The sequence below is a fragment of the Pseudomonas sp. KSR10 genome, from assembly GCF_022355455.1.
GTDB lineage: Bacteria > Pseudomonadota > Gammaproteobacteria > Pseudomonadales > Pseudomonadaceae > Stutzerimonas > Stutzerimonas stutzeri_E.
Map to the genome: position 1 here is coordinate 134,534 of NZ_JAKOEN010000002.1, position 12,637 is coordinate 147,170.

General features: G+C 59.8%; 10 protein-coding genes. 6 read left to right on the forward strand and 4 right to left on the reverse strand.

The genetic code is table 11. From position 1 onward, the window contains the following. Positions 1–19 precede the first annotated feature (19 nt). Together MCB86_RS00565 and MCB86_RS00570 are read right to left on the reverse strand one after the other, a co-directional pair. Positions 20–394: a DUF202 domain-containing protein gene (locus MCB86_RS00565; RefSeq protein WP_239609054.1), complete on the reverse strand. Its 375-nt coding sequence runs from the start codon at positions 392–394 to the stop codon at positions 20–22. A 1-nt stretch (position 395) separates the two neighbouring features. Beyond that, the gene (locus MCB86_RS00570) at positions 396–764 is read right to left on the reverse strand and encodes a DUF202 domain-containing protein (protein WP_239609056.1); all 369 of its coding nucleotides are present in this window, start codon (positions 762–764) and stop codon (positions 396–398) included. Between the two features lie 206 nt (positions 765–970). Here MCB86_RS00570 and MCB86_RS00575 point away from each other — a divergent pair, with 206 nt between their 5' ends. After that, positions 971–1,462, forward strand: a complete 492-nt coding sequence (locus MCB86_RS00575; protein ID WP_045162208.1) for a copper chaperone PCu(A)C — start codon at positions 971–973, stop codon at positions 1,460–1,462. A gap of 134 nt (positions 1,463–1,596) precedes the next feature. Here the strand turns inward: MCB86_RS00575 and gorA are convergent, their stop codons facing one another. Continuing rightward, the gene (gorA, locus tag MCB86_RS00580; protein WP_045162207.1) at positions 1,597–2,955 is read right to left on the reverse strand and encodes a glutathione-disulfide reductase; all 1,359 of its coding nucleotides are present in this window, start codon (positions 2,953–2,955) and stop codon (positions 1,597–1,599) included. 72 nt (positions 2,956–3,027) lie between these two features. Between gorA and MCB86_RS00585 the strand changes: the two genes are divergently transcribed. Further along, positions 3,028–3,450, forward strand: coding sequence for a VOC family protein (locus tag MCB86_RS00585; RefSeq protein ID WP_045162206.1), 423 nt, complete (start codon positions 3,028–3,030; stop codon positions 3,448–3,450). 48 nt (positions 3,451–3,498) lie between these two features. Here MCB86_RS00585 and galU read toward each other — a convergent pair whose 3' ends face one another. After that, positions 3,499–4,338: a UTP--glucose-1-phosphate uridylyltransferase GalU gene (gene galU / locus MCB86_RS00590; RefSeq protein WP_045162205.1), complete on the reverse strand. Its 840-nt coding sequence runs from the start codon at positions 4,336–4,338 to the stop codon at positions 3,499–3,501. A gap of 558 nt (positions 4,339–4,896) precedes the next feature. Between galU and MCB86_RS00595 the strand changes: the two genes are divergently transcribed. The 4 genes from MCB86_RS00595 (at position 4,897) to MCB86_RS00610 (ending at position 12,204) form a co-directional block, all read left to right on the forward strand. Beyond that, complete coding sequence (locus MCB86_RS00595; protein ID WP_239609072.1) at positions 4,897–6,519, forward strand: HAMP domain-containing methyl-accepting chemotaxis protein; 1,623 nt, start codon at positions 4,897–4,899, stop codon at positions 6,517–6,519. Between the two features lie 212 nt (positions 6,520–6,731). Next, positions 6,732–8,120 (forward strand): oxygen-independent coproporphyrinogen III oxidase, encoded by a 1,389-nt coding sequence (hemN, locus tag MCB86_RS00600; protein WP_239609058.1) that lies wholly within the window; start codon positions 6,732–6,734, stop codon positions 8,118–8,120. A 185-nt stretch (positions 8,121–8,305) separates the two neighbouring features. Next, positions 8,306–9,949, forward strand: a complete 1,644-nt coding sequence (locus tag MCB86_RS00605; protein WP_045162202.1) for a VRR-NUC domain-containing protein — start codon at positions 8,306–8,308, stop codon at positions 9,947–9,949. Continuing rightward, positions 9,946–12,204, forward strand: a complete 2,259-nt coding sequence (locus tag MCB86_RS00610) for an ATP-dependent DNA helicase (protein ID WP_239609061.1) — start codon at positions 9,946–9,948, stop codon at positions 12,202–12,204. The genes MCB86_RS00605 and MCB86_RS00610 overlap by 4 nt, the downstream gene beginning before the upstream one ends. The last annotated feature ends 433 nt before the right edge of the window (positions 12,205–12,637 follow it).

Genomic DNA, 12,637 nt, shown 5'->3' on the forward strand with positions numbered 1-12,637 from the left:
GCCTCTTCTGGTTGCTGCCTCAGCTACTGATCGGCAAGAAAATAACGGTATAGAGCCCTAACACGGCGAGTATGGAAACTGAAGCACCCAACCACAGTACCGAGACCGCGTCAGCTTGAATGCGTCCACTTTTCAGGCCGCTGGCACTGCGTGTGTAACGATGCCGTTGGGTGGTCCAGATGCCTAGCGCCGTGAGCAACGACAGTGCGATCAGCATCGCGACGAAGGTTCCGTGATATGGCATCCAGCGCAAGAAAAGTGAGCTGACGGTGAGCATGGTGAGCAGCGTTCGACCCCAAGCCAGCGAGGTGCGTTCCGGCTGCAACCCCGGGTCTTCGTGCAACGGCGGCCGCGACGGTTTGGGCTCCAGGCGACGACGAAAGGATATGTGCATGTCAGCTGCGCAGGGCGATGAAACTGATAAGGACCAGCGTAACCAACGTGCCGCCGATCGAAAGAATCGGGATCAGCAACGGAAACGGCAAAGGGCCGCTGTGGCGCATCGCCCGTTCGATGCTCAGCCAGCGGATACAGGCCGTTGAGCTGATGAACATGGCCAGCAATAACAACGAGACGGCCAGCACCTTGCGCAACTCCAGGGTAAAGACGCCTCCGGCAAAGGCTTCGACCGCGACGCCGCCAGCCAATAGCGCCAGCGACGTGCGGATCCAGGCGAGAAAGGTTCTTTCGTTGGCCAGGGTGAATCGCGGATCAGGTTCTTTTCCGCCGGGTAACAGCCGGTGACTCCAGCGACTTCGTTCCATTGGTTGATGCATCTCCGATCAGATGGGACCTAGGCCTGTCCCCGTTTCGTTGTAAACCGCGTTCGGCGTTTCATTCAAACAGAAACGCAGCAGCGCTGCAGGTTCATTGCGACGCCAGCATCGCTGGCGCGATTGGCTTTGCTCTCATGAGACGTGAAAGCCGTCATGATAATGTTCGGCATCGCACACCACTCTGGAGAAACTTCATGCTGCTTCGTCTGGCAACCGCTCTCGTGCTCGGCACGGTTACTCTGACCGCCATGGCTGATGACCATGCACACAGCCATCAAATGAACGATGGGAAGCCGATCGTTACGCAGGTATGGTCCCGTGCCATGCCGCCGAGCGCCCCTACCGGTGCGGTGTACTTCACTTTGAGCAATCCCGGTAATACGCCGGATCGACTGATGGACATTCAGACCCCGCGCGCCGAAAGAGCCGAGTTGCATACCCATGTCCATAAGGGCGACGTGATGAGCATGGAGCGTATCGACTCGGTCGAGTTGCCTGCCGGTGGCGAAGTGGCGTTCAAGCCGGGAGGCAATCACGTGATGCTTTTCAAACTGAGCGAGCCGCTGGTCGCCGGAGAGCGCTTCCCCCTTACGCTGATTTTCGATAAAGCTGGTGAAGTAACCGTTGATGTCGCCATTCAGGAGCAGGCTCCGGAGCCGAATGGCAACACCCACCAGCATCATTGAGCGTCGACGACCACGGATGACAGCTGAGGTGCCTAGCTGCCCGCCCTGGAAATCAGCACCCTCCTCCACAATGATGCCTTGTCCGACCGGCCATGACGCATGGCCGGTCGGACGTGCGCAACACCGTGCTTCGATCAGATTCCCGTTGGCGTGCGCATGGTGACGAACTCTTCAGCCGCCGTCGGATGGATACCCACCGTATCGTCGAAGATTCGCTTGGTAGCGCCTGCTTTCAAGGCGATGGCCATGCCCTGCATGATCTCGCCGGCATCCGGTCCGGCCATATGGCAGCCCAGTACCTTGTCGGTTTCGGCATCGACCACCAGCTTCATCAGGCTGCGCTCGAGGCTACCGGTCATGGTCAGCTTCATGGGTCTGAAGCGACTCTCGAACAACACCACCTTGTGCCCTTGCTTGCGTGCTTCTTCTTCAGTCAGGCCGACCGTCGCCATGTTCGGCAAGCTGAACACCGCGGTGGCGATGGTGTTGTAATCGACTGGCCGGTACTCCTCCGGTTTGAACAGCTGGCGCGCCACCGCCATGCCTTCGGCAAGCGCGACGGGGGTCAACTGGATGCGACCGATTACATCGCCGATTGCCAGGATCGATGGCGCGGTAGTTCGAAACTGCTCGTCAACCGCAATGAAACCGCGTTTGTCCAGCGTGACGTCGACATTCTCGAGCCCCAGCCCGTCCAGCATCGGGCGCCGGCCAGTGGCGTACAGAATGCAGTCGGTTTCCAATACGCGACCGTCCTGCAGTGTGGCGAGCAAGCTGCCGTCCGCCTGTTTGTCGATGCGCGCGATGTCGGCGTTGAACTGCAGATCGATGTCCTTCTTGATCAACTCATCCTTGAGGTGATCGCGTAGCGAACCATCGAAACCACGCAGGAACAGGTCGCCCCGATAAAGCAGCTTGGTCTCCGCGCCACAGCCATGGAAGATCGAGGCGAACTCGACAGCAATGTAGCCGCCACCGACCACCAGCGCGCGACGCGGCAGCTCATCGAGATAAAAGGCTTCGTTGGAGGTGATCGCATGCTCGCGACCCGGAACGTCCGGCACGAAAGGCCAGCCACCGGTTGCGATCAAAATGTGCTCGGCACTGTAGTGACGGCCGTCTACTTCGACGGTATGGGCATCGACCAGCCGCGCGTGCGCCTGCAGCAAGGTGACGCCGCTGTCGACCAAGAGATTCTTATAGATACCGTTGAGGCGTTGAATCTCGCGGTCCTTATTGGCAATCAGGGTCTTCCAGTCGAAAGTCGCACCATCAATGGTCCAGCCATAGCCTTGGGCCTGACCGATATCCTCGGCATAGTGGGCACCGTAAACCAGCAGCTTCTTCGGTACGCAGCCGACGTTTACGCAGGTGCCACCCAGATAACGGCTTTCGGCAACCGCGACGCGGGCACCGTAGCCAGCGGCGAAACGAGCGGCACGGACGCCACCGGAGCCGGCACCGATGACGAATAGATCGAAGTCGTAAGCCATGAACTGTTGTCTCCCATGTAGAACGCAAAGCATAACCCAACGTCGTTGGCCCGATCATCGAAGGAGTGCCGCATGCGCCCTACCCTGACCCACCTCGCCTTGCATGTCCCCGACCTGGACGCATGCATCGCGTTCTATGCACAGTTCTGCGGAATGCACGTGTTTCACGAGCGCGCCGGAAAAGGTTCACGCATCGTCTGGATGGCTGAGCCTGGCAAGGAGCGCGATTTCATCTTTGTGATCATGCCGGGGGGGCAGGACCGTGCGCTGGCCGACAATGACTACAGCCATTTCGGCTTCGCGCTGTCGAGCCGCGGTGAAGTCGATGCGATTGCCGCTCGTGCTCGCCAGGCTGGCTGCCTGATCTGGGAGCCGCGTGATGAACCCTACCCGGTCGGCTACTACTGCGGCCTGCGGGATCCGGCGGGCAACTACGTCGAGTTCAGCTATGGCCAGCCGTTGGGACCAGGCGCCGATGACATGCCGGCGCCATGAAACGCACAAAGCCACCCTTGGGTGGCTTTGTGTTCGGCGTTAGGTGAATCAGAACGCCTTGCCGGTCAGATAGAAGTTCTCGTAGCAGAAGTTGGTCGCCGCGATATAACCCTCGGCGCTACCGCAATCGAAACGCTGGCCCTTGAACTTGTATGCCAGGACGCAGCCATCCTGCGCCTGACGCATCAGGGCGTCGGTAATCTGGATCTCGCCGCCCTTGCCCGGCTCGGTTTGCTCGATCAGGTTAAAGATATCCGGCGTCAGGATGTAACGACCGATAATCGCCAGGTTAGACGGCGCGTCTTCCGGCTTGGGCTTTTCGACCATGTGACTGACGCGGAAAATGTCGTCACGGATCATTTCACCGGCAATAACACCGTACTTACTGGTTTCTTCCGGCGGCACTTCTTGAATGGCCACGATCGAGCAGCGGAACTGGTTGTAGAGCTTGACCATCTGCGCCAGCACCGGATCTCCGTCCACGTTGATGCACAGGTCGTCGGCCAGAACCACGGCAAAGGGCTCGTCGCCAATCAGCGGGCGGCCGCTGAGAATGGCATGGCCCAGACCCTTCATTTCGACTTGGCGGGTGTAGGAGAAGCTGCACTCGTCAATCAGCTTGCGGATGCCGACCAGGTACTTTTCCTTGTCGGTGTTGCGGATCTGATGCTCCAGCTCGTAGCTGATGTCGAAGTGGTCTTCCAGGGAACGTTTGCCGCGACCGGTAACGATCGAGATCTGGTTGAGCCCTGCAGCCAGCGCCTCTTCAACCCCGTACTGGATGAGCGGCTTGTTCACTACCGGCAACATCTCCTTGGGCATGGCCTTGGTCGCAGGAAGGAAGCGCGTGCCATATCCGGCCGCAGGAAAAAGGCATTTCTTGATCATGTGAGTCCTTGAAAAGATAGTTCCGGTTGATGCACTGCGCCTGGATCGGTCAACAGCCATACCCTGCATGTCCCGCCGACAGCGGCTGACTAGAGGCTACGACCGCCGAAACGATTAGGGGTTCGCAGGTTCACACAGCAAAATTCGAGTCGGTAAACGAAGCTGCCAGCTGACCGGCGGTCGTTGACTTGCACGCGCGGCATAGAGTGCTCGGTGCCGAGCGGCTTGCCAAGTGGCCAAGTGAATCGGGACGACCCGAGATTCAGGGATTCCCCGTGCCGTAGATCCGCGCCGCCGACTCGTTCGCTGTACTTTGGAGTACCTCTGTTTTTCGCAAGCGATACGAAGCGTTTGACTGACCCAGATCAGTGAAACAGCAACTAGCGCCCTATACGGTGCGAGTCCCAAAGGCGCAGCCGATCGCAGCCTTTAACATATCGCCCACTGCCTGGCTGATCGAACGGAGCGAACGCTTGCGTTGGACCGCCTGTTCTGTAGCCCCCACGTCTATCGCCTGCTTTCAGGCGATTTCGTTTCCGAGCAGTAGTAAGGATGATGATGAGCAGCGCTCACGCTAACCGCGAGATGTCCGTCCAGGCGAAGATCAACCTGGCCCTGGTGCTGGTTTTCGCACTGGTGCTTTCCGCCTCGTTGCTGCATGCCGCCAGCACCGAGAAGCGACTGGTGTTGCAGGTCGTCGAACAGCAAACCAAGGACGCCGCCGACTCGTACTTCGACAGCATCAACGCAATGATGCTGACCGGCACCATGGCCCAGCGCGAAGTGCTGCGAGAAAAGATACTCTCAAGGCCCGGCGTGATTGACGCGCGCATCGTACGTGGCGAACCGGTGACCAAGGTCTTCGGCCCAGGATTCGCACACGAGGCGGCAGCCGATCAAATGGACCGCGATGCGCTGGCAGGCAAGGCGACGATGGACGTCAGGGAGGGCAAGGATGGTCGAGTGCTCACCGTCGTCAACCCAATCCTTGCTCATCGGGATTACCGCGGCACCAATTGCCTTTCGTGTCACCAGGTTGCCGAAAATTCGGTGATGGGGGCTGTGCGGATCAGTTACGACCTGTCGGTTCTCGACGGTGAAATCAATCGCAATGTCATGACCTCCGCCGGCATCCAGCTTCTGCTTCTGCTGGCCGGCCTGATCGTGATGAGCTACATCATTCGCCGCGTAATCATCAGTCGCGTCAACGACATGCGCCACACCATGGAGGCGATGACGGAGGACGAGGACCTCAGCCGCATCGTATCCGTCCATGCCGAGGATGAAGTGGGTGCCATGGGGCACTCGTTCAACCGCATGATTGGCAAGTTTCGCCATAGCCTGGAAGCGGTCGCGGGCATCACCCGCCAACTGGGCGACGTGTCGGACCGAGTCGCCAATGTGGCCGAAAAGACCCATTCGACGGTCATGGCGCAGCGCAGCGAAACCGACATGGTGGCCTCGGCGATGAACGAGATGAGCGCGACGGTGCAGGAAGTGGCACGGCATGCCAGCCAGACGGCATCGGCCTCGAACGATGCGGACGAGCAATCCAGAGCCGGCGTAACCCTGGCCACCGAGGCGCTGGACGGCATCGACGGGCTGATTCAGGAAATCGAACGGGCCGCACAGGTGATCAAGCAGGTCGAGACGGACAGTGCCTCCATCGGCATGGTGCTGGGCGTTATCAACGGCATCGCCGAACAGACCAATCTGCTCGCACTCAACGCCGCGATCGAAGCAGCACGCGCTGGCGAACAGGGCCGCGGTTTCGCGGTGGTCGCCGACGAGGTGCGCACCCTGGCTTCGCGTACGCAACAATCCACTCGAGATATCCAGGCGACCATCGAGCAGCTGCAGAGCGGTGTGCGCGATGCGGTCACAGTTATGCAGAACGCACAGATTCGCGCTCATGCCGGTTCCGACTGCGTTGCCAAGGCCGCCCAAAGCCTCAACGTAATTGCTGGCGGGGGGGGGACGATCAACGACATGAACATGCAGATCGCCACGGCGGCAGAAGAGCAAAGCGCGGTCGCCGAGGAAATCAATCGCAACATCACCACCATCAGCAACATTGCCGACACGACCTCCACGGATGCCAGCCAGACCTCGCAGATCAGCGATGAGCTGGTGCGCCTGGCGGCTGAGCTGAACCGCCTGGTCGGGCAATTCCGTCTCTAAGCACGCACGAACCAGACGGGGTTCGACGCTCTGATACGCCGGGACGGGTAGATTGAGCGTCGAATATCGGCGTCTGGGCAGTCGCAGCGTTCTTGATTTGAGACATCCGAACCGTGACTAGAATCAAGGATAATCGCGGCACGATGTCGCTGGCTGTCGACGGAGCTCCCCATCCAGCCACTCCCCTATTAACCCGCAAGGTGAAACCGCACATGGACCAAACGCCGAGCTTTAACCGCGCCCTGGTCGAAAAATATGACCGTCCGGGTCCTCGCTACACCTCCTACCCCACCGCTCCCCAGTTCCATCAGGCCTTCGCCATCGACGACTATCGCAGCGCCGCGCAGGAGACCAACGACGCCCCGGCACCCAAGCCGCTATCGGTGTATATCCACATCCCCTTCTGCAAAAGCCTTTGCTACTACTGCGCCTGCAACAAGATCATCACCCAGAAGATTGATCGTGCCGTCGAGTATCTGGAATATCTCAAGCGTGAGATCCAGATGCAGGCGGCGCTGTTCGATCGTTCGCGCAAGCTGACCCAGCTGCATCTGGGCGGCGGCACGCCGACCTATTTCACCAGCGAGCAACTGGCCGACCTGATGGATGCACTGCACGACGCCTTCAACATGGACGACAGTGACAATCACGAGTTCTCTCTGGAGGTCGATCCGCGCACCGTCACGCCCGAACAGATTCATGGACTGCGCACGCTCGGCTTCAATCGTCTGAGTTTTGGCGTGCAGGACTTCGATGAACAGGTGCAGATCGCGGTCAACCGCATCCAAACCGAAGAGCAGACCCGCGAGCTGGTCCAGGCAGCACGTGAAGTGAACTTCAAGTCGATCAGCGTCGACCTGATCTACGGATTGCCGCTGCAGACAGTCGAGAGCTTCAACACCACCCTGAACAAGATCATCGATATTCGCCCGAATCGCATCGCCGCTTACAGTTACGCGCATCTGCCGGATCTGGTGCGTGCGCAGAAGCTGATCCGCCCGGAAGACATGCCTCCACCGGAACGCAAGCTGGAACTGCTGGAGCTGACCATCAAGCGCCTGACAGACGCCGGCTACGTCTATATCGGCATGGACCACTTCTCCCTGCCTGATGATGAGCTGACGCTGGCCCGCGCCAACGGCACGCTGCAGCGCAACTTCCAAGGCTATTCGACCCACGCCGATTGCGACCTGATCGGGCTCGGCATTTCCTCCATCGGCAAGGTCGGCAACAGCTACAGCCAGAACGTGAAGGAGTTGTCGCAGTACTACGCACGCCTGAACGAAGGCATGCTGCCGGTGCATCGTGGATACAAGCTGAGCGAAGACGACCGGTTACGCCGTGACGTAATCATCTCCCTGATGTGTCACGGACGCGTCGATTTCGCCGAGATCGAAGAGCGCTACGGCATCGATTTTTGCGATTACTTCGCCGATTCGCTGGCCAAGCTCGACGAGCAGGTGGCCGACGGTTTGGTGGAGATACGCAGCGATGCGGTAGTGCTGATGCCTCAGGGCCACCTGATGATGCGCAACGTCGCCATGGCGTTCGATGCCTATCTCGGCGGCGAGCAGCGCGGCCGGTTCTCACGCACGGTGTGACGGCCTAACGCGCCCGGCCTTGCTGGGTGCGTCTCACTGCAGACATCCACTGCCATCGGCCTGCCCTGCTTTCAAATAGCACGCCAAACCACTGATCGTCCCGCCGTTGCCAAATTCGCCAACAACTGTATAAATACACAGCCAAACGGGTGAATGCGCCCGTGTATGACCGAACCGGACGTTCGATGCGCCAGGCCCTGGAAAACCCCTTCTACTACCTCGAGAACTTTCGACAGGTGCTTGCCTGGGTCGGCGAACGCCATGGCGATCTGCTGGCCGACCACGAGCGCGCGTTTCTAGACCGGTTCAGCGAAGTCCCGCAAGCCTCGCAGGCGCTGTTGGTTCGCATGGTGATGCGCAAGGGGACGTTATTCCGTGCCAGCAAGTTGCGTTATGCCGAGATCGGCTGCCCCCTGGAAGCCTCCGCCGCGCTGATCGATCAGGGCTGGATCGACGCGGATCCGACGCTGGATCTGGTTCAATTATTCGCCCTGCTCAATAAAGATGAACTGATCCGGGTCTTTGGCCCCCCGACGGGCCGCAGTCAGCGCAAAACCGACCTGCTGCAGACGCTGTTGGCCGAGCATGTTCAGCCACGACCGTTCCGCAACTGGTGCGAGGCGCTCGGTGAAGTCGCGTTCGGGCTCAACATCAGCGAGTTGTGTGACCGGCTACGGTTGATGTTCTTTGGCAATATTCACCAGGACTGGACAGAATTCGTGCTCGCCGACCTGGGCATCTTCCGCTACGAACAGGTGAGTTTCTCTCCCGCCTCGCGCGCGTTCCACAGTCGTGAGGACGTCGACGCCTATTTGCACCTGCATCGCTGCCGCGAACGTTTCGAGGCGGGCGAGGCGCTGGATGAGGTGCTCGCCGACATTCCTCACGTGCCCTACGCCAACGAATGGCTGGAGCATCGGCGCGGCAAGCTGCTGCTGAGCATTGGCCGCCAATGCGAACGTGTTGGCGACCTGAGCCAGGCCCTGCGCCTGCACGCGACAAACAATTATCCCGGTGCGCGCGAGCGGGCGATCAGAGTGCTCGAACGCTGCGACCAGCCCGAAGCCGCGTTGCAGCTGGCAAGCGAAGCCAATGCCGCGCCGGAAAGCGAACACGAAGCGCAGCAGCTGCAGCGGATCCTGCCACGCCTGCGTCGTGCGCTCGGCGAGCCCGTGGCACGCCGCCGCGTTGTGGTCGAAGCGGAACGCATCGATCTTGCCATTGCCAGGCAACCCGGCCTGAGCGTCGAGCAAGCCGTGCGGGAGCATCTGTCGCGCAGCGAGGCGCCGGCCTACTACGTCGAGAATGCGCTGATCAACTCGCTGCTCGGTCTGCTGTGCTGGGACGCGATCTTCGCGCCGCTGCCGGGTGCGTTCTTCCATCCGTTCCATGCGGCTCCAGCTGATCTCGCCCGACCCGACTTCCATACGCGTCGAGCCGGGCTTTTCGATGAATGCCTGAGCAAACTTGGCACAGACGAATACCGTGACTGCATACGCCGCGTGTTTCGCGAGAAGTTCGGCCTGCAATCACAGTTCGTCAGTTGGGGACTGTTTGACGAAACGCTGTTAGAGCTGGCGCTCGAATGCATTCCAGCCGAGCACCTGAAGGCATTCTTCCAGCGCATTCTGCTGGACGTGCCCAACCATCGCAGCGGGTTGCCGGATCTCATCCAGTTCTGGCCTGGCGATCGGCGCTACCAACTGATCGAAGTAAAAGGCCCTGGTGATCGTCTGCAGGACAATCAGAAGCGATGGATAGATTTTGCACAGCGACATCAGATGCCAATCGCCGTTTGCTATGTGCAATGGGCGGAGGCCACCTGGTGAGTTATCGCGTCGCGGTGCGAGCGCTGTGCGAATTCACGGCCAAGCAAGGTGATCTGGACCTGCGCTTCACGCCCTCGCCTACCGCGCTGGAGGGCGTCGCCGGTCACGCCACTGTCACCGCACGACGTGGTAATGGCTACGAACGCGAGGTCACCCTCGAAGGCCGTTACGGCTCCCTTCACGTGCGTGGCCGCGCCGACGGCTACGACCCGGGAAAGAATCGCCTGGAGGAAATCAAGACCTACCGCGGCGATCTGGACCGGCAGCCGGCCAATCACCGCCATTTGCACTGGGCTCAAGCCAAGGTTTATGGCTGGCTGCTATGCGAAGCGCGTTATCTGCAAACGCTCGATATCGCGCTGGTGTATTTCGATGTGGTCACGCAGAAGGAAACGCTGCTGGTCGAAACCTTCAGTGCGGACGATCTACAGAATTTCTTCGAGGCGCAGTGCAAATTTTTCATTGCATGGGCCGAGCAGGAGTTGGCGCACCGTGCCGAGCGCGACCAGGCGCTAAGGGACCTGGCGTTCCCCTACGGGGAATTTCGCAGCGGTCAACGGCAGCTGGCCGAGGCCGTCTATAAGGCCGTATGCACTGGCACGCACCTGATGGCACAGGCTCCCACCGGTATCGGCAAGACGTTGGCGACCCTGTTTCCGCAATTGAAGGCGTTTCCTGGTCAGCAACTCGACAAGCTGTTCTTTCTTACCGCGAAAACTTCCGGCCGCCAACTTGCCCTCGATGCACTGAAAAGCCTGTCGAGCGATTCCACGCCGCTTCGGGTACTGGAGCTTATCGCCCGTGACAAGGCTTGCGAACACCCGGACAAGGCCTGCAACGGCGAATCCTGCCCGCTTGCACGCGGCTTCTATGATCGGCTTTCAGCTGCTCGCGCCGACGCCGTCACACGACCCTTCCTGGACAAGGCGACGTTACGTGAGGTCGCGCTGGCGCACGGAATCTGCCCGTATTACCTGAGCCAGGAGCTGGCCCGATGGGCTGACGTGGTGATCGGCGACTACAACTATTACTTCGACCTGAGCGCTCTGCTCTACAGCCTGACGCTGCTCAATGAGTGGCACGTCGGAGTGCTGGTCGACGAGGCGCATAATCTGCTTGAACGCGGCAGGAGCATGTACAGCGCCGAGCTAGATGTAAGGAATATCAGGAAGTTACGGAAAACTCTTCCGATGATTTTGAAAAGACCTGTCGAACGCGTGCTGCGCGGCTGGAGCGACCTGCACAGAGATCAGGTCGATGCGTATCAGGTCCTCCCGGATATCCCGTACAAGCTCATCAACGCGCTGCAACAAGCCGTCAGTGCCATAACCGAATACATGAGTGAAGAGCCCGCGGGGCTCGATCCCTCGTTGTTATCGGCTTATTTCGATGCCATGCATTTCTGTCGACTGGCCGAAGAGTTCGGTGAGCATTCGCTGATCGACTGTACGCTGGTCCCGGGGCTGGATCGCAATGGGACGAAAGCCTCGGTGCTCTGCATACGCAACGTGCTCCCCGCCCCCTTTCTCGCCCCGCGTATTCGCCAAGCGCGCTCGTGCGTGCTGTTTTCCGCCACGCTAGCGCCGCAGCGTTTTTACGCCGATACCCTTGGCGTGCCGCTCAATCATGTCTGGATAGATGTCGAGTCACCCTTTCGGGCTGAGCAACTGCAGGTACGGCTGGCGCGCAACATCTCCACGCGTTATCGGGACCGTTACGCCTCCTTGCAGCCCATCGTCGATCTGCTGGCCGAGCAGTACCGCGAGCGCCCGGGCAATTATCTCGCCTTTTTCAGCAGTTTCGATTACCTGCAACAGGTGACCGCCCTGCTCAGTGAGCAGCACCCTGACCTGCCCTACTGGGAGCAGACCCGTAGCATGCAAGAAGCTGCACGCGTTGCCTTTCTCGAACGGTTTACTGAGCAAAGCCGAGGCATCGGTTTCGCGGTGTTGGGCGGTGCGTTTTCCGAAGGTATCGATCTGCCCGGGAAACGTTTGATCGGTGCATTCGTGGCAACCCTGGGCCTGCCCCAGGTCAATCCTGTGAACGAGCAAATGAAGGCTCGGATGGATCAGCTGTTCGGCGCCGGCTACGACTACACCTACCTCTTCCCGGGTCTGCAGAAGGTCGTGCAGGCTGCGGGGCGAGTGATCCGCACCACGGAAGACGCTGGCACGCTTCATCTCATCGACGACCGCTTCGCTCGATCACAGGTCAGACGACTGCTGCCTGGCTGGTGGCCACGGCCAGCGTAGGTCAGCCCCGTGCAGCCATCTGACTAGACTCGGCTCGAATCGCCGCAACAGCCTGTTTCTCCGCCTTTTACGCCATCGAGCTATTGCACTAGACGAAAGTCTGAGACCTAACAATTCTTTACAAATTGAATTGACAAGCCTTGCGGCATAGCCATAATCCGATACGTCGTCAGACAACTGATAACAGTTTCATTGCCCGACGAGCGCCGCTCCAGAATCTGCGGCCGCGCTACATCCCGCCTCGTCTTAGGCCTTGGCCGCACGGGGTGGACTACTTAAAAAAAGGGAGCACAACAACAATGACCCCACGCAACCCCCTGTCTGTCGCCGTATTCGCAGGCACTCTGACCCTGGCGCTTGGCATCCCTGCCACTGCCAGTGCTGCAGGCTTCGTCGACGACACCAAGATCACCGTCAATGCGCGCAACTTCTA

What these genes read in the sequence shown, in the direction of transcription:
- MCB86_RS00565 (WP_239609054.1), bottom strand. Translation starts at nt 394, where the DNA reads ATGCACATATCCTTTCGTCGTCGCCTGGAGCCCAAACCGTCGCGGCCG.
- MCB86_RS00570 (WP_239609056.1), bottom strand. Translation starts at nt 764, where the DNA reads ATGGAACGAAGTCGCTGGAGTCACCGGCTGTTACCCGGCGGAAAAGAA.
- MCB86_RS00575 (WP_045162208.1), top strand. Translation starts at nt 971, where the DNA reads ATGCTGCTTCGTCTGGCAACCGCTCTCGTGCTCGGCACGGTTACTCTG.
- gorA (WP_045162207.1), bottom strand. Translation starts at nt 2,955, where the DNA reads ATGGCTTACGACTTCGATCTATTCGTCATCGGTGCCGGCTCCGGTGGC.
- MCB86_RS00585 (WP_045162206.1), top strand. Translation starts at nt 3,028, where the DNA reads ATGCGCCCTACCCTGACCCACCTCGCCTTGCATGTCCCCGACCTGGAC.
- galU (WP_045162205.1), bottom strand. Translation starts at nt 4,338, where the DNA reads ATGATCAAGAAATGCCTTTTTCCTGCGGCCGGATATGGCACGCGCTTC.
- MCB86_RS00595 (WP_239609072.1), top strand. Translation starts at nt 4,897, where the DNA reads ATGAGCAGCGCTCACGCTAACCGCGAGATGTCCGTCCAGGCGAAGATC.
- hemN (WP_239609058.1), top strand. Translation starts at nt 6,732, where the DNA reads ATGGACCAAACGCCGAGCTTTAACCGCGCCCTGGTCGAAAAATATGAC.
- MCB86_RS00605 (WP_045162202.1), top strand. Translation starts at nt 8,306, where the DNA reads ATGCGCCAGGCCCTGGAAAACCCCTTCTACTACCTCGAGAACTTTCGA.